Origin of the sequence: Stenotrophomonas geniculata (assembly GCF_034508895.1) — a bacterium.
Classification (GTDB): Bacteria; Pseudomonadota; Gammaproteobacteria; order Xanthomonadales; family Xanthomonadaceae; genus Stenotrophomonas; species Stenotrophomonas geniculata.
Genome location: NZ_CP140571.1, coordinates 3,581,614 through 3,603,385, shown reverse-complemented (window position 1 = coordinate 3,603,385; position 21,772 = coordinate 3,581,614). Strand labels below are relative to the sequence as shown.

Genomic DNA, 21,772 nt, shown 5'->3' with positions numbered 1-21,772 from the left:
CGCCCTCGTCGGCCCTTCCTCGGAGCCCCCATGAGCCAGATTGTCCGCATCCACGAATATGGCAGTGCCGATGTGCTGCGCATCGACGATATCGACGTTCCCGCCCCCGCCCCTGACGAAGTCCAGATCCGGGTGAAGGCAATCGGCCTGAACCGCGCCGAGGTGATGTTCCGCAACGGCGCCTATCTGCAGGAAGCGCAGTTCCCCAGCCGGCTGGGCTATGAGGCCGCTGGCGTGATCGAAGCGGTCGGCAGTGCGGTGAGCGGCTTCACTGCTGGCGATGCGGTCAGCGTGATACCGCCACTGGACATCGCGCGCTGGGGCACCTATGGCGAGCTGGCCAACGTGCCGGCACGACTGGTGGTCAAGCACCCACAGGCGTTGGACTTTGAAACGGCGGCCGCGGTGTGGATGCAGTACGTCACCGCCTGGGGCGCGCTGCTGGAACAGGCTCATCTGGCCGCCGGGGATTTCGTCATCATTACCGCCGCCAGCAGCAGCGTCGGCCTGGCCGCCATCCAGATCGCCAATGCAGTAGGCGCCACGCCGATCGCGGTCACCCGTGGCCCGGGCAAGCGCCAAGCCCTGCTCGATGCCGGTGCCGCCCACGTCATCGCCACCCAGGAGCAGGATCTGGTGACCGAAGTGGCGCGCATCACCAGCGGTGCCGGTGCCCGTGTGGTGTTCGATCCGATCGGTGGCCCGCAGTTCGTGCCGCTCACCGAAGCGATGGCCCGTGCCGGCATCCTGCTGGAGTACGGCGCGCTGAGCAGCGAACCCACGCCGTTCCCGCTGTTCAACGTGCTGGGCAAGTCGCTGACGCTGAAGGGCTATCTGTACTCGGAAATCGTTTCTGACGATGCCGCACTGGGCCGCGCCAAGGCGTTCATCGTCGATGGCCTGGACAAGGGCACGCTGGCGCCAAAGATTGCCAAGGTGTTCCCGTTTGCGCAGATCCAGGAGGCACACCGTTACCTGGAATCGAACGAGCAGATCGGCAAGGTGGTGGTGACGGTGTGATCCAGCGTCATGCAATGGGGGTGGATCATCGCCCCCATTGCGGTTACCTGGGCAACGCAAACGCCATCACATAATCGCCGTTCGGGGTTTCCATGAAATGGTGGCCGCCGGCCATGATCACTACGTACTGGCGCCCGCCCTGCTCGTACACCATCGGATTGGCCTGGCCGCCCGCGGGCAGCTTGGCATGCCACAGTTCCTTGCCGGTCTTCAGATCAATGGCACGCAGCAGGTCATCGGTGGCAGCGGCGATGAAGATCAGGCCGCTGGCGGTGATCACCGAACCACCATTGTTCGGCGTGCCGATCTCGATCGGCAGGCCGGAACGGATGCCGAACGGTCCGTTGCCGCGCGCACTGCCGAATGGACGGTCCCACAGCAGCTTGCCGGTACGCAGGTCGATGGCACGGATACCGCCATAGGGCGGCTGCTTGCACAGCAGGCCGGTGAACGGCAGCCGCCAACCAGCGTTGACCTGGATGCCATACGGCGTGCCCACCTGCGGGTCGCCCGCGCCTTCTGCACCGCCCTTGTCGAACCGGATCTTCTCGCGTGGCAGCCAGCCCAGCCGGTCGGCCTCGGCGCGTGGCACCAGCCGGTTGTAGTTGGGCATGTCGTTGTAGTTGGCCACGATCACGCCGCGGCGCGTATCGATGGACACGCTGCCCCAGTCCGAGCCGCCGTTGTAGCCAGGGTACTCGATGGAATGGCGCTCGCTGCTCGGCGGCGTGTAGAAGCCTTCGTAGTACGCCTTGCGGAACTGGATGCGGCAGACCAGCTGGTCGATCGGGGTGATGCCCCACATGTCGCGCTCGGTCAGGTCATGTTCGCGGCGCAGCGTGTGGTACAGCGAAAACAGCTGGGTGGGTGAACGCTGCTCGGGTTCGACGCCGCCGACCGGCACCTTGCGCTCTTCGGCGGCGGTCAGCAGCTGGCCGTTGCGGCGATCGAGGATATAGAGGTCGCCCTGCTTGGTCGGCAACAGGATCGCCGGCACCTTGCCCGCCGCCGTCGGGTAGTCAATCAGGCTGGCCTGCGAACCCAGGTCGTAGTCCCACACATCCTTGCGCACCGCCTGGAAATGCCAGACCGGCTTGCCGGTGGCCACGTCGATCGCCACCAGCGAGGTTGCATAGCGGTTCTGGCTCTCCGTGCGCGAGCCACTCCAATAGTCTCCCGCAGAATTGCCCAGCGGCAGGTAGACCAGCCCCAGTGCTTCATCACCGGTGGCGGTGGTCCACATGTTGGGTGTGCCGCGCGTATAGGTCTGCTCGCGCGGCGGCAAGCCGCTGCGCTCGGGCTGGTCCATGTCCCATGCCCAGCGCAGCTTGCCGGTGATGGCATCGTAGGCCTGGATCACGCCCGAGGGCGCATCGCGGCGCTGTCCGTCGAGCACCTGATGACCGGTCACGATCACGCCGCGCACGATGGCCGGCGGCGAGGTGATCGACACATAGCCCGGCGGCACTTCGCCCATGCCCAGGGTGATGTCGACCTGGCCGTTGTTGCCGAAATTCGCGCACGGGCGGCCACTGTCCGCATCCACCGCGATGATGCGCCCATCCAGCGTGCCTTCGATGATGCGCGCCCAGCATGCCGGACGACTGCCCGGTGCAACACTGCGGGTGATGCTGGGCGGCGGTTCCGGCAGCGCCAGATCAGCGGCGACATCGGCCAATGCCGCATCAGCAACGGTCGGCGTGCTGGGCTGCTCGTAATAGCTCACACCGCGACAGGCAGCGGTATAGGGAATCGAAGCATCCTTCACCCTTGGATCGAACCGCCACAGCTCCTTGCCGCTGGCGGCGTCGAGTGCGATCAGGCGGTTGCGCGCGGTGCACAGGTACAGGCGATCGCCAATCTTCAGCGGCGTGGTTTCCGCGCCCCAGCGCTTCTTCGGCATATCGCCGGTACGGAACTGCCAGGCCGGCTGCAGCGTGGCCACATTGGCCGGGGTGATCTGCTGCAGCGGCGAATAGCGGGTGGCCGCATTGCTGCGGCCCCACGCCGGCCAGTCGCCCTCGGCGGGCTGGTCAGCCGGCTGCAGGCCCGTGGTATCGCGCGTAGGTTCCAGTCCGGCGCTGACCGCGCCTTCCGGGAACGGCAGGTGCCCGTCCACTTCACCATGCGGCGCAAAGGCCAGGCCGAAGGCAGCTACGAACACCAGCATCAGCACGCCCGCCACGCTGCGCGACAGGCGCTTGGACACCGGTTCGCGCAGGGTCGGTGCCAGCAGCGCCACCACGATGCCCAGGGCCGTAACGAGGCCCAGGCGCGGCACCCAACGCCAGTAGTCGCTGCCCGACTCCCACCAGGTCCACAGCAGTGTGCCGATGAACACCAGCGCGTACAGCAGCGCGCCGCTGCGACGGTTGCCGAACAGCAGGAGGCCGCTAGCCAGCAGGCCGAGCCCGGCGATGGCGTAGTACGCCGAGCCGCCAAGGCTGAGCAGCCATGCGCCGAGCCCGCCGATGACCAGGCCGAGCACGACCAGCAACAGCGACAGCACGGTCACCAGCGGATGGCGCGGGGTTCGGACAGGAGCAGGATCGGACGGCGGCGTGACGGACATCGTCGATCTCCGGGGGCAGCATGCGCCCTTATCCCACCGCCGGCGTGAAGCGCGCGCGTATGTGTGGCGTCCGGTTACGACGACGCCGGCACAGGGCCGGCGTCGTCGGGTACTTCAGGCTCGCGGCAGGATCACTCCTGCGCGGCGTCCTCGCTGCTGGCCGCAGCCGGGGCGCCGTCGGTCGTGGCCGGGGCGGCAGCCGCCACCTCGTCCTCGTCCTCTTCGATGGAGGCATCCATGCGCTCCACCGCCTGCAGCTTCTCGTCCTTGGACAGGCGGATCAGGGTGACGCCCTGGGTGTTGCGGCCGACGCGGCTGATTTCCGAGCCACGCGTACGCACCAGGGTGCCGCCATCGGAGATCAGCAGGACTTCGTCGCTGGAGCCCATCAGCACCGCGGCGACCAGCTTGCCGTTGCGCTCGGTGGTCTGGATGCCGATCACGCCCTGCGTACCACGGCCCTTGCGCGGGTAGTCCGGCAGCGGGGTGCGCTTGCCATAGCCGTTCTCGGTGGCGGTGAGGATGTACTGCACGCTGGCGTCGTCAGCGCCGTCGATCACCGCATCGCCATTGGCGGCGGCTTCTTCGACACCGTTGTCGTCCTCGTTCTCGTCCTCGATGCCACCGGCACTTTCGGCCACGATCAGGCTGACCACTTCCTCGCCGGCCGGCATCTTGATGCCACGCACGCCGGTCGCGGTACGGCCCATCGAGCGGACCTTGTCCTCGCCGAAGCGCACGGTCTTGCCGTTGGAGGCGAACAGCAGGATGTCGCGCTCGCCGTCGGTCAGGCCGACGCCAACCAGCGCGTCGCCCTCGTCGAGGTTGATCGCGATCTTGCCGCGGGCCAGACGGAAGGCGAACTCGCCCAGCGGGGTCTTCTTGACCGTACCGTTCTTCGTGGCGAAAAACACGAACTGGCCGTCGGCGTACTCGCGCACCGGCAGCACGGCCTGCACGCGTTCGCCCGGTTCCAGCGGAATCCAGTTGATGATCGGACGGCCACGAGCGTTGGAACCGGCTTCGGGCAGCTGGTAGACCGGCAGCCAGAACACCTTGCCCGAACTGGTGAAGGTCAGCAGCGTGTCATGCGTGTTGACCAGCCACAGCTGTTCGATGAAATCCTCTTCCTTGGTCGCCGCCGCACTGCGGCCACGGCCGCCACGGCGCTGCGCGCGGTACACGCTCACCGGCTGGCGCTTCACGTAACCGGCGTGCGACACGGTGACCACCACGTCTTCCGGCGCGATCAGGTCGAGGATGTCCAGGTCTTCTTCGCTGTGGCGGATCTCGGTACGACGCTCGTCGCCGAACTCGGCCTTGACGCTGACCAGCTCTTCGCGGATCACCTGCAGCAGGCGGTCGGGGTCTTCCAGGATGTGGATCAGCCCGGCGATCACTTCCAGCAGCTGCTTGTACTCGTCGGTCAGGCGGTCCTGCTCCAGCCCGGTCAGGCGGTGCAGGCGCATTTCCAGGATCTGGGTGGCCTGGATCTCGGTCAGCTGGTAGCCGCCCTCGATCAGGCCCACGCCCTTGGGCAGGTCCTCCGGACGCGAGGCTTCGGCACCGGCGGCGCCCAGCATCGCACCGACCAGGCCCGGCTCCCACACGCGCGCCAGCATGCGCTCGCGTGCTTCGTTCGGGTTCGGCGAGGTCTTGATCAGTTCGATCATCTCGTCGATGTTGGCCAGCGCGACGGTCAGGCCTTCCAGCACGTGGGCACGGGCACGCGCCTTGCGCAGCTCGAACACGGTGCGGCGGGTGACCACTTCGCGACGGTGGCGGACGAACGCCTCCAGCATCTGCTTGAGGTTCATCAACTGCGGGCGGCCATCGACCAGCGCCACCATGTTGATGCCGAACACCGATTCCATCTGCGTCTGCTGGTACAGGTTGTTCAGCACAACCTCGGCAGATTCACCGCGCTTGATCTCGATGTAGATGCGCATGCCGTCCTTGTCGGACTCATCGCGCAGCTCGCTGATGCCTTCGATCTTCTTTTCCTTGACCAGCTCGGCGATCTTCTCGATCAGACGCGCCTTGTTCACCTGGTAAGGAATCTCGGTGACGATGATCGATTCGCGGCCGTTGTCGGCCACTTCGATATCGGCCTTGGCACGGATGCGCACGCGGCCACGGCCGGTGCGGTAGCCGGCGACGATGCCGGCGGTGCCATTGATGATGCCGGCGGTCGGGAAATCCGGGCCCGGGATGTATTCCATCAGGCCGTCGACGTCGATTTCCGGGTTGTCGATCAGCGCGATGCAGGCGTTGATCGATTCGCTCAGATTGTGCGGCGGGATGTTGGTCGCCATGCCCACCGCGATACCGGCCGAACCATTGACCAGCAGGTTCGGGAACCGGGTCGGCATGACCGTCGGCTCCAATTCCTTTTCGTCGTAGTTGGGCTGGAAATCGACGGTTTCCTTGTCGATGTCGGCCATCAGCTCATGCGCGAGGCGCGACATGCGCGCTTCGGTGTATCGCATCGCTGCGGCGGAGTCGCCGTCGATGGAGCCGAAGTTACCCTGGCCATCGACCAGCATGTAGCGCAGCGAGAACGGCTGTGCCAGGCGCACCAGCGTGTCGTACACCGACTGATCGCCATGCGGGTGGTACTTACCGATGACGTCACCGACGATACGTGCCGACTTGAAGTAGGGCTTGTTGCTGTGCGCGTTCAACTCGTTCATCGCGAACAGCACGCGGCGATGCACCGGCTTGAGGCCGTCGCGCGCATCCGGGAGCGCGCGGCCCACGATCACGCTCATGGCGTAATCGAGGTAGCTCTTGCGCATCTCGTCTTCCAGGTTGACCTGGATGATTTCCTTGGCGGTTTCTGCCATTCGGGTTCCGTTGTCTGGTAGCGGTCCAGTCCGGCGCAGCCCTCTGCGGGAGGGGGTCGTGCCGGAACCTCGATTCAACCTGTGGATACTACCACAACAGGCCGTTTTCCGCCTCCCTTTACGGGGATTTTACCGGCACAAATCAGGAACTTAGGACCCCATACCGCCCCTGTAGAGCCGAGCCCATGCTCGGCTGCGGCGGATTCGCTGGCTGAGCCGAGCGTGGGCTTGGCTCTCCAGACATCCGCGACCCTGCCCGCCTCAGCCGCCGAAGGCGGCGCGCATGTTGTCGGCGGTCGGGTTCAGGATCACCCCGCGCTCGGTCACGATGGCATCGATCAGCTCGCCCGGAGTGACGTCGAACACCGGGTTCCAGGCGGCGATGCCCTCGGCCACGGTGCGGGTACCGCCCACGCCGTACAGCTCGCCCGGATCGCGCTGCTCGATCTCGATCTGGCTGGCGTCCACAGTTTCCATGTCCACGGTCGAGGACGGCGCCACCACCATGAACTTGACCCCGTGATGGCGGGCGGCAATGGCCAGCTGGTAGGTACCGATCTTGTTGGCGGTATCGCCGTTGGCACAGATACGGTCGGCACCCACGATCACCCACTGCACGGCACCGGTCTTCATCAGGTGCGAGGCGGCCGAATCGGCAATCAGGGTGGCATCGATGCCATCCTGCTGCAGCTCCCACACGGTCAGACGTGCGCCCTGCAGCCACGGACGAGTCTCGCCGGCAAATACCCGGGCGATGCGGTGCTGGGCCATGCCGGCACGGATCACGCCCAACGCGGTACCGAAGCCGGCGGTGGCCAGCGAGCCGGTGTTGCAATGGGTCAGCACGCCGCTACCGGCCTCGATCAGGCCGGCGCCCAGCGCGCCCATGTGGCGGTTGGCCGCCAGGTCTTCCTCGGCGATGGCCTGCGCCTCCGCTTCCAGCGCGGCCTTCCAGTCGGCACCGGCGGCATTCAGGCAGCGGCGCATGCGCGCCAGCGCCCAGGCCAGGTTGACAGCGGTCGGGCGCGACGCGTTCAAGCGCTGCAGCGCCGGCTCCAGCTGCTGCAGCGCATGCGCGCCATCAGCGGCCTGCACGTCACGTGCGGCCAGCACCACGCCCCAGGCCGCGGCAATGCCGATGGCCGGCGCGCCACGCACGGTCAGCGCGTGGATGGCGGCGGCAACCTCGTCACTGTCATGGCAGACCACGTGCTCGACCACGAACGGCAGCTTGCGCTGGTCCAGCAGTTGCAGGGCATCGCCGGTCCAGAGGATCGGGCGGATGTGGTCATAACGGGCGTAGTCGATGTCGGAGGCAGTGTTCATGGGCCCATTGTAGGGCCACGCCCCGCGCGGTTGGAGCCTGCCCCGGCTCAATTCACCGAGAATTCGGCGCGGCAGCCGCCGTCCACCCAGATCCCGTTGCGGTTCCAGCCCCAGGTGTTGCCTTCCTCGCACGGGGTGCTGGACAACTGTTCGGTGACGACGGCGCCGACCGAAATGCTCGCGCCACAGAAGCGGCGCTTCTTCGACTTCGACTCGCAGGTCAGGCGGCGTGGCACGTCGACAAAACGGCCGTCCTCGTCAGCCACTTCGAAATCGCCCTGGCAACCACGGCTGGTCCAGACTTCATTGCGCTTGTAGCCCCAGCCCTGCCCTTCGCGGCACGGCAGCACCGACAACTGGCGCAGCAGGCGCACCGGCGCCCCGTCCAGGCGCACCGGGCAACTCTGCGGGCGGCCATTGGATTCGCAGCGCACCACACGGCGGACCAGGCGCTTGCCTTCCGTTGCCGCAGGCGCTGCACCTTGCGCTCGACGCGCACGGAACTCGGCCCGACAGCCCAGGGTGACCCACACGCCACTGCGGTCGGTGCCCCACTCGCTGCCTCGGATGCAGCTGTTGCTGGACAGCTGGCGCACAAGGTCGATGCCATTGCTGACGTCGATATCGCAATGCACCCAGCCCATGTCGCGCGATTCGCAGGTCACCACTTCGCCGTCATAGCCCGCCTGCTGGGCCGACGCCGATGACGGCAGCCAGGCACCCCAGAGCGCGATGGAGTACACCGGTGCAGCGACAACCGCAAACCACTTGACCAAAGCCTTCCCCAGCAGGAATGGATGAACTGCGTGCCAGTGTCCGGCATCTGCCGTGATAAGAGCATCATCCCGCTTACCGAAGCAAGCGCAGAAACGCGGAATTCCGTTCAGTCTTCGATGTTCAGGAACGTGCGCACCGCGCTCACGCGTGGGCGAAGTCGTAGGCCAGCACATCGGCGATACGCGGCGTGCGGTTCATCGCCATCAGCAACCGATCAACACCCACCGCCACGCCGGCGCAGGCGGGCATCGAGGGCAATGCGGCCAGCAATGCTTCGTCCAGCGCCGGCTGCACCTGGCCGCGCTCATGGCGGCGCTGCAGGTCGCGCTGGAAACGCGCACGCTGCTCGTGGGCGTCGTTCAGTTCGTGATAGCCGTTGGCCAGTTCCACTGCACCCAGGTACAGCTCGAAACGCTCCGCCAGCGGCGGCGCGCCGGCACGGATGCGTGCCAATGCGGCCTGGCTGGCGGGCCAATCGTGGACCACGGTCATCACCGCGTCATCGAAATGCGGCTGGATATGATGGGTCATCAGCAGATCCAGCCAGTCATCGCGGGTCAGCCCGACCGGGTCGATGTGCACCTCGCCCAGCGCGGCACGCAGCGCAGTCTCATCGGCATCGAACGGATCCACGCCCACGTACTGCTGGAACAGCTCGCGGTAGCTGAGCACACGCAGCGTCGCACTGCGCCCGACCAGGGCCAGCGCCTGGCCAACCAGCTCGGCGGTTTCCTGCACCAGGCGATGGTGGTCCCAACCGACCCGGTACCACTCCAGCATGGTGAATTCCGGATTGTGGCGGCCGCCCGCCTCGCCATTGCGGAACACCCGGCCCAGTTCGTAGCAGTCACCCACGCCCGCCGCCAGCAGGCGCTTGAGCGGATACTCCGGCGAGGTGCGCAGCCAGCGGCGGCGTCCGCCGGCATCGACATGGCCGGTGAAATCGGTATGGAAGCTGTCGATGTTCGGCTCGGTGTTGCCGGCCACCGACAGGATCGGCGTCTCCACCTCCAGCACGTCGCGCTCGGCGAAGAAGCGGCGCACCAGCGCATTGAGCGCGGCGCGCTGCTGCAGCATGCGCAGCAGGGCCTCGCTCACAGGATGCCCTCCGGGCGCGGGTGGTCCAGCGGCAGAGTCAGCAGATCGCGGGTGTCATCGATGTAGCCGCTGGCCAGGTACAGGCGCCGGGCCAGTTCGTTGTGGTGGTTCACTTCCAGGCGCAGGCGGCTGACGCCACGCCCGCGAGCGCGCTGTTCGCAGATGGCCAGCGCCTGCTTGCCGCGGCCACGACCGCGCGCGCGATGGCTCAGGTACAGCTCGTCCAGCAGCATGAAGTGGCCGCCCTGCTCCAGGCTGAAACCCATCGCGATCACTGCGTAGCCGACCACCTCGCCCGCCTCGTCCAGCCACAGCAGCACTTCGCCATTGCGCGGGTCAGCCAGCAGCGCATCCACACCGCGACGCACGCGCGCGTCATCGAAGTCGATCCTGTCTTCGGCGTAGAACTCGCGCATCAACGCGATCAGCAGCTCTTCGTCAGCTCGGGTAGCCAGGCGGAAATCCAGCGGGGCGGTCTGCATCGGTGTTCCTTTGTGTTTCATGCCGGGCGCAGGGGCACCCGGCGGGGTCATCATTCGTGTTCGGCAAGATAGGCCAGCAGGCGGTCTTCGTCCCACACCGGCACGCCCAGCGACTGTGCCTTGTCCAGCTTGGAGCCTGCCTCGGTACCGGCCACCACAAAGCTGGTCTTCTTCGAGACGCTGCCGGAGACCTTGGCGCCCAGCGCCTCCAGGCGCTCCTTGGCGGCATCGCGGGTGAGCTGCGCCAGGGTGCCGGTCAGTACCACGGTCTGCCCATCCAGCGGACCGGCCACAATCTCGGCCAGCGCCGGCGCCTTGGCCAGGATCTGCTGCATCGCCTTCTCGGCGGCCAACAGCATCGCGCCATGGCCTTCGGCGTCCAGCCACTCCGCTAGACCGCGCGCAGTGTCGTCCGGTAGGCCGGCGTTGACGAACTGGCCATGCTCGGCGTCGAGCACCGCCTGCGCGCCAGGCAGCGCAGCCACCAGCTTTTCCGCGCGCAGGCGGGTAATGCCGGGGATCTCCGACTCGACCAACAGCTGCGCCAGATCCAGGCCCTCGCGCAGCTTGGCACTGGGCGCGTGCACATCGCTGATGCGCACCTGGCCAACCTGCAACAGGTCATCGATGGCCTGCTGGTTGCCCTGCTGCTCGAAGAAATGGCCGAGCGAGCGCGCCACTTCGCCACCGATGTCCGGCACACGCTTGAACAACGGCCACGGCAGATGGCGGATCAGCTCCAGGTCACCGAACCACTGCGCCAGCGCCTTGGCCGTGCTTTCGCCCACATGCTCGATGCCGAGCGCGAACAGCAGGCGCTCCAGCGTGGCATCACGACTGGCGTCGATCGCCGCGATCAGGTTGTCGGCCCACTTGGTGGCGATCTTCTTCGTGTTCCATTCGAAGCTGGCCGGCTGCACCAGCGCCCGCGCACGCCAGCCCGGATCGTTGCCGTCCAGCTTCAGCACCGCATTGAGCACCGCACCACTGCCCTCGGCGGGCAGGTGCAGCTTCAGCGCAGCGGCCAGTGCTGACGGATCCTCGGCGTCCAGTACCAGTTTCAGGTGCAGCAGCTGGTCACGGCTGAGGCGGTACAGGTCGGCCACGCTCTTGACGATGCCGGCGTCGACCAGGGTTTCGATGTACTTGTCACCCAGGCCATCGATGTCCATCGCGCGGCGCGAGGCGAAATGGGCGATGGCTTCCTTGCGCTGCGCCGGGCAGGACAGTTCGCCCGAACAACGCCACGCCGCTGCCCCCTCCTCACGCACGATCTCCGAGCCACAGACCGGGCAGCGCGTCGGCATCTGCCACGGCGCCGTGCCCTGCGGGCGGCGGTCGAGGATGACGCTGACCACTTCGGGAATGACATCGCCAGCACGGCGCACGATCACGCTGTCGCCGACGCGCACATCCAGGCGTGCGATCTGGTCGGCGTTGTGCAGCGTGGCGTTGGACACGATCACGCCGGCCACCGCCACCGGCGCCAGGCGCGCGACCGGCGTGGCCGCACCAGTGCGGCCGATCTGGATCTCGATGGCCTCCACGGTAGTGCTCTGTTCCTGCGCCGGGAACTTGTGCGCGATGGCCCAGCGCGGCGCGCGCGAAACGAAGCCCATCGCCTGCTGACCCGCACGGTCATCGAGCTTGTAGACCACGCCATCGATATCGAACGGCAGGCCATCGCGGCGCTCACCGATGTCGCGGTAGTAGCCGAGCAGGCCGTCGGTGCCGTCCACCACCTTGCACAGCTCACTGACCGGGAAGCCCCAGGTACCGAGCTGGGCCAGGGTGCCCGAATGGGTGTCCGGCAGTTCGCCGCCCTGCACTTCGCCGGTGCCGTAGGCGAAGAAACTCAGCCTGCGCTGCGCACTGATCTTCGGATCGAGCTGGCGCAGCGAGCCGGCCGCGGCGTTGCGCGGATTGGCCAGCACCTTGCCACCGTGCTGGCGTGCACGTTCGTTGTACGCCTCGAAATCGGCGCGCGCCATGTAGACCTCGCCGCGTACCTCCAGCACATCCGGCCAGTCCTTGCCGTGCAGGCGCTTGGGAATGTCACCGATCTCGCGCAGGTTGGCGGTCACGTCCTCGCCGGTACTGCCATCGCCACGGGTCGCGCCGAGCACGAAATGACCCTCTTCGTAGCGCAGGCTGATCGCCAGGCCGTCCATCTTCGGCTCGGCCGAGAACCGCAGGCTGCGACGACCCAGGCGCTCATCGATGCGGCGCACGAAATCGGCCACTTCTTCATCGCTGAAGGCATTGGACAGCGACAACATCGGTACCGCGTGGCGCACCTCCGGGAAACGGCCGGAGGGCCGCGCACCGACCTGCTGGGTCGGGCTGTCGGCACGGGCCAGTTCCGGGTGCTCGCGCTCCAGCGCTTCCAGCTCGCGCACCATCCGGTCGTAGTCGACGTCAGGGATCTCCGGCGCGTCCAGCTCGTGGTAGGCGCGGTTGGCCTGGGCGATCTGCCGGCGGAGGTCTTCGGCGCGTTCGGCTGGGCTGGGGCTCATCGGGATCCGGTGGTTCTGGGATGGCCGGGAATTCTACCGCGCCCGGCCGTCAGGCCCGGTAACGGCCCCGCTTTTGCAGCGTCGAGCCATGCTCGACTGCCCCCCCCTCCGCTCTGGCAGGTGCCAACCTTGGTTGGCACGTCTGTAGTCGAGCACGGCTCGACGCTGCAAATGCAGCTTGCCGCCCACCCTCACCGGCGCTAGCGTGCGACGGTCTGCCCTTCGGAATCCTGCCCGTGCCCCTGCCCGCTTCCCGTCGACGCTTCCTGCAACTGGCCAGTGCTGGCCTCGCCGTCGCCGGCAGCGGGCTGCCGCAGCTCGGCCATGCCCAACCCGCGACAGCCGCCGCCCCCGCCCCCGCCCCCGCCGAAGGTGCGGTGCTGCTGAATTTCAACGAATGCCCCTACGGCCCCTCGCCCGCAGCCCAGCAGGCGGCACGCGACAGCATCGCCGGTTGCGGCCGCTACCGTTTCGCACTGGCCGGACAGGTGCGCGACGCCTTCATCGAACAGGCACGCATTCCGGCTGATCACGTGCGGTTGTATCCGGGTTCCAGCGAACCGCTGAACCGTGCCGCCGTGCTATGGACCGGCCCGCTGGCGGGACTGGTAGTCGCCGACCCGACCTTCGAGACGCTGGGCGAGGTCGCCGCCGCACACGGTGCGCACGTGCAGAAAGTGCCGCTGCGCGACGACGGCGCACATGACCTGCGTGCAATGGTTGCCGCCGCGCATGCACGCCCGACCAGACTGCTGTATGTGTGCAACCCGAACAACCCGACCGGCTCGATCAGCCCACCGGATGAGCTTGCCTGGCTGCTGGCCCACAAGCCCGCCTCCACCCGCGTGCTGCTGGACGAGGCCTACCTGCAGTACAGCGAGCAGCCGAGCCTGATTGCGCAGGTGGCGCAGCGCGACGACCTGATCGTGTTGCGCACGTTCTCCAAGCTTTATGGCATGGCCGGCCTGCGACTGGGCGTGGCGGCCGCGCATCCCGACCGCCTGCGCGAACTGGCCAGCCTGGGCGACAACCCGCTGCCCGTGCCGGCACTGGCCGCTGCACTGGCCAGCCTGCGCGATCCGCAGTTGATTCCTCAGCGCCGCCTGCAGAATGCCAAGGTGCGGCAGGCCACCATCGCGTGGCTGGGCAAGCGTGGTTTCAGCTGCGTGCGGTCGGAAGCGAACTGCTTCGTGGTCGACGTCCGGCGCGATGGCAGCGCGTTCGCCAAGGCAATGGCCGACAACGGCGTGGTGATCGGGCGAAGCTGGCCGATCTGGCCACAGCGCGTGCGCGTGACCGTCGGCACCGAAGAGGAGATGGCCGCGTTCCGCAATGCGTTCGCGAAGGTGGCCGGCGTACCGGCCTGACCCTGTTGGTGGGGGCGAACCTTGGTTCGCCCCATCCACGCTTGGCGCGGATCTACTGTTGTGGGTGCCGACCGTTGGTCGGGGTGGGTGCCGACCGTTGGTCGGCACGCCATGGCGCTTACCAGCGCGGGGTCTTGGTCAACGGCGGAGCCTGGTGCTGACGGTCATAGGCGCGCAGCTCGTCACGGATGTGCGCGATGCGCTGGCGCCCCAGGGCGTTGCGGCTGTCATCCAGCACAACGCCATCCAGCAGCTCGGCCATGCGCTGCACGGTCGGCAGCATTTTCTCCCAGGCATCCAGCGCGGTCAGCGGCGCCGGCAGGGTCAGGAAGAAGGCGATGGCTGGGGTCTCCATGGCACGGATGTTGGCCATGTCGAAGCTGCCCGGCTTCATGATGCTGGCCATCGAGAAGATCGGGCCGCGCTCGGGGTGGCCTTCCACCAGGCGGTGGAACACGTTCATGTGGCCGAACACCAGGCCGGTCTTTTCGGCCGCCACCACGATGTCTTCGCCACGCAGCTGTTCGCCGGCCCGAGCGGCCACGAACAGCGAGACGATCTTGTCGAAGTCCTGGGTGGCGCGCTTGCCGAGGTCGCTGGCGCCCGGATCGGTTTCGCCCAGGCCGAGTTCGGCCTGCTCACCTTCCGTGCCCATGCCCGGTTCGACGCGGCCATCGGCCACGGTGACGCCGTCTTCGCCCAGCACCGGCTCGCGGCGCTCGCCGCTGTTCGGTTCCGCGCTTTCCACGCGGCGGCCCTGGGGCTTCTTCTTCGGACGGCCAAACAGGAAGATCGCGGCGATCAACAGCAGGCCGGCGGCCAGGATGCCGATGCGCAACAGTGCCGTGTCGGACATTCGATAGGTTCTCCGGCTAGTTCATTCAGGTAACTAGGATGGCACGTCAGGCCGCGCCCGCCAATCGCGCGGCTTCTTCCAGGTCCACGCTGACCAGGCGGCTGACGCCCGGCTCGCGCATGGTCACGCCCGACAACTGGTGCGCGGCCTCCATCGTCGCCTTGTTGTGGCTGACGAACAGGAACTGCACCTTTTCGCTCATTTCCTTGACCATGTTGGCCAGGCGGCCGACGTTGGCTTCGTCCAGCGGCGCATCCACCTCGTCCAGCAGGCAGAACGGTGCTGGATTCAGCTGGAAGATGGCGAACACCAGCGCCACCGCAGTCATCGCCTTTTCGCCGCCGGACAGCAGCGAGATGCTGGACACGCGCTTGCCCGGCGGACGCGCCATGATGGTCACACCGGTGTCGAGCAGGTCTTCACCGGTCAGCTCCAGGTAGGCGTGGCCACCGCCGAACAGGCGCGGGTACAGCGCCTGCACGCCGGCGTTGACGCGGTCGAAGGTGTCCTTGAAGCGGCCACGGGTCTCGCGGTCGATCTTGCGGATCGCATCTTCCAGGGTTTCCAGCGCCGTGGTCAGGTCGGTGTGCTGCGAATCCAGGTAGTCCGAGCGCTGCGACGCCTCGCCGTACTCGTGGATGGCGGCCAGATTGACCGGCTCCAGCCGGCGCATGCGGCCATCGATCTGATGCACGGCCTGCTCCCAGTCGCCCAGGCGGGCATCCTCGGGCAGCGCATTGAGCACGTCCTGCAGTACGAAACCGGCCTTCTCCACCGCCCCCTGCAGGGTCTCCGCGCTGAGCACCAGCGCCTGCTGGTCCAGCTTGCGCTGCGAAATGCGTTCGCGCTGGGCCAGCGCCTGTTCGTCGCGCTGGTGGCGGGTCTGTTCGTAGTTGCGCAGTTCGGCGTCGATGCCGTCCAGCAGCGTGCGCGCCTCGGTCAGCACGCGATCGGCCCGCACACGCTCTTCCAGTGCGTTCTGGTGCTCGGCCTGCAGCGACTCGACCGGCGAATCACCTTCATCCAGCTGCGAATGCAGTTCGCCCAGGCGCGAATCCAACTGCCCGCGCTGGGTACCCATGCGCTCCAACGCCTGGCTCAACGAGGCCAGCTGCGCCCGCTGCGATTCCAGGGTCAGGGCCAGCGAGTGCGACCGCTCGCGCACCGCACGTGCAGCGTCGCGGGCCAGGTCGCGGGCCTCGGTCAGCTGGCGGCGCTCGCCCTCCAGCCGCTGCCGGGTCGATTCCAGGTCGCCCATGCTGCTGACCGCGTTCTCCAACCGCGAGCGCGCCTCACGCGCCTGCTCGTTGTTGGCTTCCAGCGTGTCCTGCAGCTGCTTCAGCTCACCTTCGATGCGGTCGATGCGCGTGCGCGCGGCCTCCACCTTGCCCTGCTGGCCCTGCAGCTGGCCTGCCAGTTCAGAGACCGCGCGATGGGCCTGGTACAGCGCACGCTGCGCGTCTTCGCGCTGCTGTTCGGCGGCCTGCAACTGCTCGCGGAAGCCTGCCAGCTGTTCTTCCAGCTCGGCTTCGCGGTCCTGCAGCTGCTCGATCTGCTCACGCAGTTCATTGATCTCACGTTCGCGCAGCAGCGCGCCCTGCTGGGCCGCGCCGGAACGCGATACGCGCAGCCAGCCCTGACCCAGGCGCTCGCCACTTTGGGTGATGATCGAATCGCCTTCCGGCAGGCTGGCCTGCAGCGCCTTGGCTTCGGCCAGATCCCTGGCACCGTGCAGGTGCGCCAGCAGGCGCCGGATCGCTGCCGGGCCACGCACGCGTGCAGCCAGCGAGGTCGGCGCGACCTTCAGGTCCGCGCCATCGTTGGCGACCAGTGCAATGTGGCCCTCGCCCAGTTCGCCCAGCGCGTCGACCAGGCTGGCCGGGTCATCGACCAGCACGCCTTCGATCAACTGGCCAAGCGCGCTTTCCACCGCGTTTTCCCAACCGGCATCCACGTCCAGGCGTTCGCCGACGCGCGCCGCCGAATCCAGCCCGCGCGCCTTCAGCCAGGCCACGGCCGCGCCCTGCTCCTGGCCCAGTGCGGCCTGCTGCAGGGTTTCCAGCGAGGCCAGGCGACCGCGCAGGCCGTTGGCCTGCTTGCGCAGTTCAGCCAGTTCGTTCTGGCCATTCCGCTGCTGCTCCTGCACGGCCGCCACGCCCTGCTTGCGCAGCTCGACGTCTTCGCTCAATTCATCCAGCGCGGTCTTCTGCGTGTCGTGCTGCAGGTGCAGCTGCTCGAAGGCTTCTTCCAGCGCATCCACGTCCAGGCCGGCGCGTTCGGCGGCCAGGGCCTCGCGACGCCGGTCGGCGTCGAGGATCTGCTTGTCCAGGTAGTCCACGCGCGTGCGCTCGACATCGCCGGCGCGCGAGGCTTCCGAACTCTGCGAGGTGTGCTGTTCCCAGCGCTGCTGCCAGCTGGCCAGCCGCTCTTCAGCCTCACGCAGGCTTTCCTGCTTGATCTCGTTTTCTTCCTGCAGTGCTTCCAGCTGCGGAGTGGCGGCCTCCACCGCCTCGCGCAGCACCCTCAGTTTGGCCTCGTCGCCGCTGATGTGCTGGCCCAGTTCAGCCAGCGCCTGCTGGGTTTCATCGCGCGCCTTGTGCAGGCGCTGCGACAGCTCGCGCTGGTGCTGGATCTGCTGTTCCAGGCGCGCCAGCGTGCTGCCGACCTGGTAGACCGCCGCCTGCGCGGTGTTGAGCGCATCGGCGGCCTCTTCGCGGCGTACCCGCGAGGTCTCGATGCGGGCCTCGGCATCACGCTGGTCAGCGATCAGCTGTTGCAACCTGGTTTCTTCCTGCGACAGCCCTTCGCGCAGCTTCGACAGGCGCCCGTCGAGGCCACGGAATTCCAGCGCCTTCCATTCGGCATCCTTGACCCGGCGCTCTTCCTGCAGCGCCTGGTACTGCTCGGCCTGCTTGGCCTGGCGCTTGAGGTGCTCCAGCTGCTTGCTGATCTCGTCGCGCAGGTCGCCCAGCCGGTCCAGGTTCTCGCGGGTGTGGCGGATGCGGGTCTCGGTCTCCTTGCGGCGCTCCTTGTATTTGGAGATGCCGGCCGCCTCTTCCAGGTAGACGCGCAGGTCTTCCGGGCGTGCCTCGATGATCTGGCTGATCATGCCCTGCTCGATGATCGAGTAGCTGCGCGGGCCCAGGCCGGTGCCGAGGAACAGATCGGTGATGTCGCGGCGGCGGCACTTGGTGCCGTTGAGGTAGTAATTGCTGGTGCCGTCGCGGCTGACCGTGCGCTTGACCGAGATTTCGTTGAACGAGGCGTACTCGCCCGAGATCGTGTGGTCGGAGTTGTCGAAGATCAGCTCGACCGTGGCCTGCGAGACCGGCTTGCGCGCATTGGACCCGGAGAAGATCACGTCGGTCAGCGAGTCGCCGCGCAGGCGGCTGGCCGAACTCTCGCCCATGACCCAGCGCACGGCGTCGATGATGTTCGACTTGCCGCAGCCATTGGGCCCCACCACGCCGGTCATGTTGGTCGGCAGGTGCAGAGTGGTCGGATCGACGAACGACTTGAAGCCGGACAGCTTGATCGTGGAAAGACGCATGGCGTGATTGGGTTCCAACGGCCGCCCAGAGGGCGTCCGCATTGTGGATGTCAGGTCAGCCAGCACCTCAAGCCATTGATTTCAAAAGAATTCAATGAAGCCAAGGGTGACACAATGGAATGAGTATAACGGCGCGAATGTTCCACGGGCGGGATGACCGGCCGAGAATGCCCATACACGAACTCCGTTTCACGCTTGAATGTCGCTTTGGGACCGCGCAGCCCCCTCCCTCCTGAACCAAATATTTGATTTTAAAGTATATTTTTTGAGTCAGCCTAGCCAGCCACGTCTCTAGGCTGCAGCATGGACCGATGAACAGCCCTAGCCAGCCTGCCTACCAGGAGCTGAAGTTTGAGCACCTTGGCCAAGCCCGGGATCGCGCCTTTCTTGGAGGCAATCCATACCTGCCTCCCGATACTCGCTGGCCTTGCGACGCAAAGGGGAAGCCGATGCTTCATCTTGCGAGCCTACCTGCTCCCTTCATTCAAACGCACATCCCGAAGATCGCAATCAGAGCTCACCTCTGCGTGTCGATCTTCACGCCTTATGGCGTTCTTGATGATGCCTACATCGAAACCGCTGTACTGACTGGCGGACGTGTCATCGCTTACGCACCCTACGAATCCGGCCCAGACAGCGCAGCGCCCCCTTTTGATCCGCGCCTGATCACCACTGCCACGGCCTCCATCCCGGATGACGCCGAGAACGGAATCGCCAAGATTGGCGGAATTCCCGCTTGGCTTCAGGACGATTGCACTGATGGACGGGAATTCATCCTCCAGATCAACGGTTCCCGATTGAACCGGGCAGCACCGACGCATCGAGGAATCCTGGTCGGCGGAATGGGCTATCTGTTGCTTGATCGCAACATTCCCTCACCTTCGATGGACTGCGGTCGATTCGTCATCCAGACCACTTGAGAGCTGCCCATGCAGATACAGATCAGCGGCCAGTATGGCGATCCGCCGTCAGGCGCCCTATTTGCCCCGCTCCAGAGACAACTGAACATCTGCTTCGAGCGTCATGTGAAGGGGAACTATCTTCGATCCATCACCAAATTCGGAATCGTTCTTCGGGTCTCCGGGACGATCGGGACATTCGAACCGGATGGACCAGACCGCTTGAAGCTGTTTCTCAAAAGGCAGCTGCTGACCATGGATATGGTCTACGGCTGCCAGCCTTGGAAAACCGTCGACAGGAACGCCCTCGTGTCCGTTGTATCTGCAGATATGGCGACCTGTATCGGCATGATGATCGAACGGGCACATCGCGCAGGAGAACTTCTGCAACCCGATCAACTACGGATGGACGTTGCCAATGCGCTTGCAGATTTTGAACGCCACTTCCCGGGTGAGGCTGCCTAGCAGGCAGTGGTGCAGGACGGATGGCAAGTCGAGCATGGCTCGACTCTACATACCCGACATTCGCCCAAAACAAAACGGGCACCCTTGCGGGCGCCCGTTCTGCGGTGATGCCAGGCCTTACGGCGTGGGATCAGGCTTCGGCGACGACGACAACCTTGACGGTGGTCTCGACGTCGGCGTGCAGGTGGATCAGCACGTCGTACTCGCCGATGTTGCGGAAGGCGCCTTCGCCCAGGATGACTTCGCTCTTGCTGACCGGCAGGCCGGCAGCGGTAAAGGCATCGGCGATTTCGCGGGCGCCGACCGAGCCGTACAGCTTGCCTTCGGTCGAAGCGTTGGCCGGGATGGTCACGCTCGCGCCGTCCAGCTTGGCCTTGCGGGCGTCAGCTTCGGCGTGGATGGCCTGGGCCTTGGCTTCGTACTCGGCGCGCTTGGCTTCGAACTCGGCCTTGTTGCTCTCGGTGGCCGGCACGGCCTTGCCCTGCGGCACGAGGAAGTTACGGCCGTAGCCCGGCTTCACGTCGACCAGGTCGCCCAGGTTGCCGAGGTTGGTGACTTTCTGCAGGAGGATCAGCTGCATGGTATTGCTCCAGATGAGTTATTCGTTAGCGAGGCGATGCCCCGCAACAAAGGCTGTCCGAATAGCTGGCACAGCGGGGCGGCACCGGGCCGCCCCGCCGGGCATCAGACGTCGTGGTTGTCGGTGTACGGGATCAGGGCCAGGAAGCGAGCGCGCTTGACGGCGGTCGCCAGCTGGCGCTGGTACTTCGACTTGGTACCGGTGACGCGGCTCGGCACGATCTTGCCGTTCTCGGTCAGGTACTGGCGCAGGGTGTTGAGATCCTTATAGTCGATCTCCTTCACACCTTCAGCCGTGAACTTGCAGAACTTGCGGCGACGGAAGAACTTGGACATGGGAAGGCTCCTTAGGCGGCAGAAGCGGCGTCGTCGCCGGCTTCGTTGTCAGCGGTGGTGGTGGACTCGCCTTCTTCGTCGTCACGACGACGGCGCTCACCGCGCTCCGGCTTGTCACCCTTCTCGTCCTTGCTCTTCATGATCAGCGACTGCTCGGTGTCAGCCTCGTCACGCTTGATGACCAGGTTGCGCAGCACGGCGTCGTTGAAGCGGAAGCTCTCGGTCAGTTCGTTCAGAACGGCCTGGTCGGCTTCGATGTTCATCAGCACGTAGTGGGCCTTCACCAGGTTCTGGATCGGGTACGCCAGCTGGCGGCGGCCCCAGTCTTCCAGACGGTGGATGGTGCCGTTGCCGTTCTCGACCAGCGACTTGTAGCGCTCGATCATGGCCGGGACCTGCTCGCTCTGGTCCGGGTGGACCATGAACACGATTTCGTAATGACGACTCATGTTTTTTCTACCTTTCGGATGTGGCCTTGCGGCCGGACAGCCCCCCGCCGTTGAGACCGCGGTGGGGCAAGGGTTCCCGCCGGGTAGGCAGGAAGCCGCGCATTATGGCGCAGATGGGGAGGATGGGCAACCGGGGGTACCCGACATGCTGAACCGGGGTGCCCTGCCCCGGTGCCGATCAAGGTCGGCACCCACCAGGCGGGTAGCGCCGGGCCATGCCCGGCGGCCGGCCGTCAGGCCTTGTCGGCGTCGGTGGTGAAGCTCTCGCCGCAGCCACACTCGGCGGTGGCATTGGGGTTGCTGAACGTGAACGTCTCGCTCAGGCCGTGCTTGCCGAAGTCGATCACGGTGCCGTCCACCAGCGCCAGGCTCTTGGCGTCGACGTAGATCTTCACGCCGTCCTGGTCGAACACGGTATCGCCCTCGCGCTCGTCGCGGGCCAGGTCGGTGATGTGACCCCAGCCGGAGCAACCGGTCTTGGTCACGCCGAAACGCAGGCCCAGCGCGCCGGGGGTCTGGGCGACGAAGCGCTGCACGCGCTCGAAGGCAATGGGGGTCAGGCTGACGGCCATGGGGCTACTCCAGAGGTACGGGGACATTATAAGGAGCCGTTGCCGCGAAAAATGCCTCGCAA

Annotated in this window: 17 protein-coding genes; 4 read left to right on the top strand and 13 right to left on the bottom strand. The window is 66.3% G+C overall.

All coding sequences use genetic code 11. The annotated features are described in order from the left end of the window. The first annotated feature begins 30 nt into the window (after window positions 1-30). A complete protein-coding gene (locus RI032_RS16580) occupies window positions 31-1,020 on the top strand; it encodes a zinc-dependent alcohol dehydrogenase family protein (RefSeq protein ID WP_322547329.1) in 990 nt (329 codons plus the stop codon). Between the two features lie 43 nt (window positions 1,021-1,063). Here RI032_RS16580 and RI032_RS16575 read toward each other — a convergent pair whose 3' ends face one another. From RI032_RS16575 to ligA, 7 genes are all read right to left on the bottom strand, one after another. Beyond that, on the bottom strand, window positions 1,064-3,592 hold the full coding sequence (locus RI032_RS16575) for a membrane-bound PQQ-dependent dehydrogenase, glucose/quinate/shikimate family (RefSeq protein ID WP_241888046.1): 2,529 nt from the start codon (window positions 3,590-3,592) through the stop codon (window positions 1,064-1,066). Between the two features lie 131 nt (window positions 3,593-3,723). Next, the gene (gene gyrA, locus RI032_RS16570; RefSeq protein WP_010480491.1) at window positions 3,724-6,438 is read right to left on the bottom strand and encodes a DNA gyrase subunit A; all 2,715 of its coding nucleotides are present in this window, start codon (window positions 6,436-6,438) and stop codon (window positions 3,724-3,726) included. A gap of 261 nt (window positions 6,439-6,699) precedes the next feature. Next, window positions 6,700-7,764 carry an S-methyl-5-thioribose-1-phosphate isomerase gene (gene mtnA, locus RI032_RS16565; RefSeq protein WP_322547328.1) on the bottom strand — a complete coding sequence of 355 codons (1,065 nt, stop codon included), beginning with the start codon at window positions 7,762-7,764 and terminating at the stop codon, window positions 6,700-6,702. A gap of 47 nt (window positions 7,765-7,811) precedes the next feature. Beyond that, on the bottom strand, window positions 7,812-8,540 hold the full coding sequence (locus RI032_RS16560) for a DUF3011 domain-containing protein (RefSeq protein WP_010480486.1): 729 nt from the start codon (window positions 8,538-8,540) through the stop codon (window positions 7,812-7,814). A gap of 142 nt (window positions 8,541-8,682) precedes the next feature. Beyond that, window positions 8,683-9,618 carry an EF-P lysine aminoacylase EpmA gene (epmA, locus tag RI032_RS16555; RefSeq protein WP_322548275.1) on the bottom strand — a complete coding sequence of 312 codons (936 nt, stop codon included), beginning with the start codon at window positions 9,616-9,618 and terminating at the stop codon, window positions 8,683-8,685. A 17-nt stretch (window positions 9,619-9,635) separates the two neighbouring features. Beyond that, window positions 9,636-10,121 carry a GNAT family N-acetyltransferase gene (locus RI032_RS16550; protein ID WP_010480482.1) on the bottom strand — a complete coding sequence of 162 codons (486 nt, stop codon included), beginning with the start codon at window positions 10,119-10,121 and terminating at the stop codon, window positions 9,636-9,638. Between the two features lie 50 nt (window positions 10,122-10,171). Continuing rightward, window positions 10,172-12,637 carry an NAD-dependent DNA ligase LigA gene (ligA, locus tag RI032_RS16545; protein WP_043398485.1) on the bottom strand — a complete coding sequence of 822 codons (2,466 nt, stop codon included), beginning with the start codon at window positions 12,635-12,637 and terminating at the stop codon, window positions 10,172-10,174. 236 nt (window positions 12,638-12,873) lie between these two features. On the opposite strand from ligA, the gene RI032_RS16540 reads away from it, so the two are divergent. Then, window positions 12,874-14,004: a pyridoxal phosphate-dependent aminotransferase gene (locus RI032_RS16540; RefSeq protein ID WP_322547327.1), complete on the top strand. Its 1,131-nt coding sequence runs from the start codon at window positions 12,874-12,876 to the stop codon at window positions 14,002-14,004. A 118-nt stretch (window positions 14,005-14,122) separates the two neighbouring features. Here RI032_RS16540 and zipA read toward each other — a convergent pair whose 3' ends face one another. Further along, a complete protein-coding gene (gene zipA / locus RI032_RS16535; RefSeq protein WP_010480476.1) occupies window positions 14,123-14,860 on the bottom strand; it encodes a cell division protein ZipA in 738 nt (245 codons plus the stop codon). A gap of 46 nt (window positions 14,861-14,906) precedes the next feature. After that, a complete protein-coding gene (gene smc / locus RI032_RS16530) occupies window positions 14,907-18,410 on the bottom strand; it encodes a chromosome segregation protein SMC (RefSeq protein WP_260362434.1) in 3,504 nt (1,167 codons plus the stop codon). 311 nt (window positions 18,411-18,721) lie between these two features. On the opposite strand from smc, the gene RI032_RS16525 reads away from it, so the two are divergent. Continuing rightward, the gene (locus RI032_RS16525; RefSeq protein WP_322547326.1) at window positions 18,722-19,330 is read left to right on the top strand and encodes a DUF1963 domain-containing protein; all 609 of its coding nucleotides are present in this window, start codon (window positions 18,722-18,724) and stop codon (window positions 19,328-19,330) included. Between the two features lie 9 nt (window positions 19,331-19,339). Next, the gene (locus RI032_RS16520) at window positions 19,340-19,774 is read left to right on the top strand and encodes a hypothetical protein (RefSeq protein ID WP_260362436.1); all 435 of its coding nucleotides are present in this window, start codon (window positions 19,340-19,342) and stop codon (window positions 19,772-19,774) included. Window positions 19,775-19,904: 130 nt separating this feature from the next. Here RI032_RS16520 and rplI read toward each other — a convergent pair whose 3' ends face one another. The 4 genes from rplI to RI032_RS16500 all read right to left on the bottom strand — a co-directional run bounded on the left by rplI (window position 19,905) and on the right by RI032_RS16500 (window position 21,710). Then, window positions 19,905-20,354, bottom strand: coding sequence for a 50S ribosomal protein L9 (rplI, locus tag RI032_RS16515; protein WP_043398478.1), 450 nt, complete (start codon window positions 20,352-20,354; stop codon window positions 19,905-19,907). Between the two features lie 104 nt (window positions 20,355-20,458). Next, window positions 20,459-20,689: a 30S ribosomal protein S18 gene (rpsR, locus tag RI032_RS16510; RefSeq protein ID WP_002804494.1), complete on the bottom strand. Its 231-nt coding sequence runs from the start codon at window positions 20,687-20,689 to the stop codon at window positions 20,459-20,461. Between the two features lie 11 nt (window positions 20,690-20,700). Then, window positions 20,701-21,138: a 30S ribosomal protein S6 gene (gene rpsF / locus RI032_RS16505; RefSeq protein WP_006452997.1), complete on the bottom strand. Its 438-nt coding sequence runs from the start codon at window positions 21,136-21,138 to the stop codon at window positions 20,701-20,703. Between the two features lie 233 nt (window positions 21,139-21,371). Next, complete coding sequence (locus RI032_RS16500; protein ID WP_006376495.1) at window positions 21,372-21,710, bottom strand: HesB/IscA family protein; 339 nt, start codon at window positions 21,708-21,710, stop codon at window positions 21,372-21,374. Window positions 21,711-21,772 lie beyond the last annotated feature (62 nt).

Bases quoted from the DNA above. Each gene is read 5' to 3' on its own strand.
- RI032_RS16580 (WP_322547329.1), top strand. From the start codon at position 31: ATGAGCCAGATTGTCCGCATCCACGAATATGGCAGTGCCGATGTGCTG.
- RI032_RS16525 (WP_322547326.1), top strand. From the start codon at position 18,722: ATGAACAGCCCTAGCCAGCCTGCCTACCAGGAGCTGAAGTTTGAGCAC.
- RI032_RS16550 (WP_010480482.1), bottom strand. From the start codon at position 10,121: ATGCAGACCGCCCCGCTGGATTTCCGCCTGGCTACCCGAGCTGACGAA.
- RI032_RS16500 (WP_006376495.1), bottom strand. From the start codon at position 21,710: ATGGCCGTCAGCCTGACCCCCATTGCCTTCGAGCGCGTGCAGCGCTTC.
- mtnA (WP_322547328.1), bottom strand. From the start codon at position 7,764: ATGAACACTGCCTCCGACATCGACTACGCCCGTTATGACCACATCCGC.
- RI032_RS16575 (WP_241888046.1), bottom strand. From the start codon at position 3,592: ATGTCCGTCACGCCGCCGTCCGATCCTGCTCCTGTCCGAACCCCGCGC.
- ligA (WP_043398485.1), bottom strand. From the start codon at position 12,637: ATGAGCCCCAGCCCAGCCGAACGCGCCGAAGACCTCCGCCGGCAGATC.
- smc (WP_260362434.1), bottom strand. From the start codon at position 18,410: ATGCGTCTTTCCACGATCAAGCTGTCCGGCTTCAAGTCGTTCGTCGAT.
- epmA (WP_322548275.1), bottom strand. From the start codon at position 9,618: ATGCTGCAGCAGCGCGCCGCGCTCAATGCGCTGGTGCGCCGCTTCTTC.
- rpsF (WP_006452997.1), bottom strand. From the start codon at position 21,138: ATGAGTCGTCATTACGAAATCGTGTTCATGGTCCACCCGGACCAGAGC.
- rpsR (WP_002804494.1), bottom strand. From the start codon at position 20,689: ATGTCCAAGTTCTTCCGTCGCCGCAAGTTCTGCAAGTTCACGGCTGAA.
- zipA (WP_010480476.1), bottom strand. From the start codon at position 14,860: ATGTCCGACACGGCACTGTTGCGCATCGGCATCCTGGCCGCCGGCCTG.
- rplI (WP_043398478.1), bottom strand. From the start codon at position 20,354: ATGCAGCTGATCCTCCTGCAGAAAGTCACCAACCTCGGCAACCTGGGC.
- RI032_RS16520 (WP_260362436.1), top strand. From the start codon at position 19,340: ATGCAGATACAGATCAGCGGCCAGTATGGCGATCCGCCGTCAGGCGCC.
- gyrA (WP_010480491.1), bottom strand. From the start codon at position 6,438: ATGGCAGAAACCGCCAAGGAAATCATCCAGGTCAACCTGGAAGACGAG.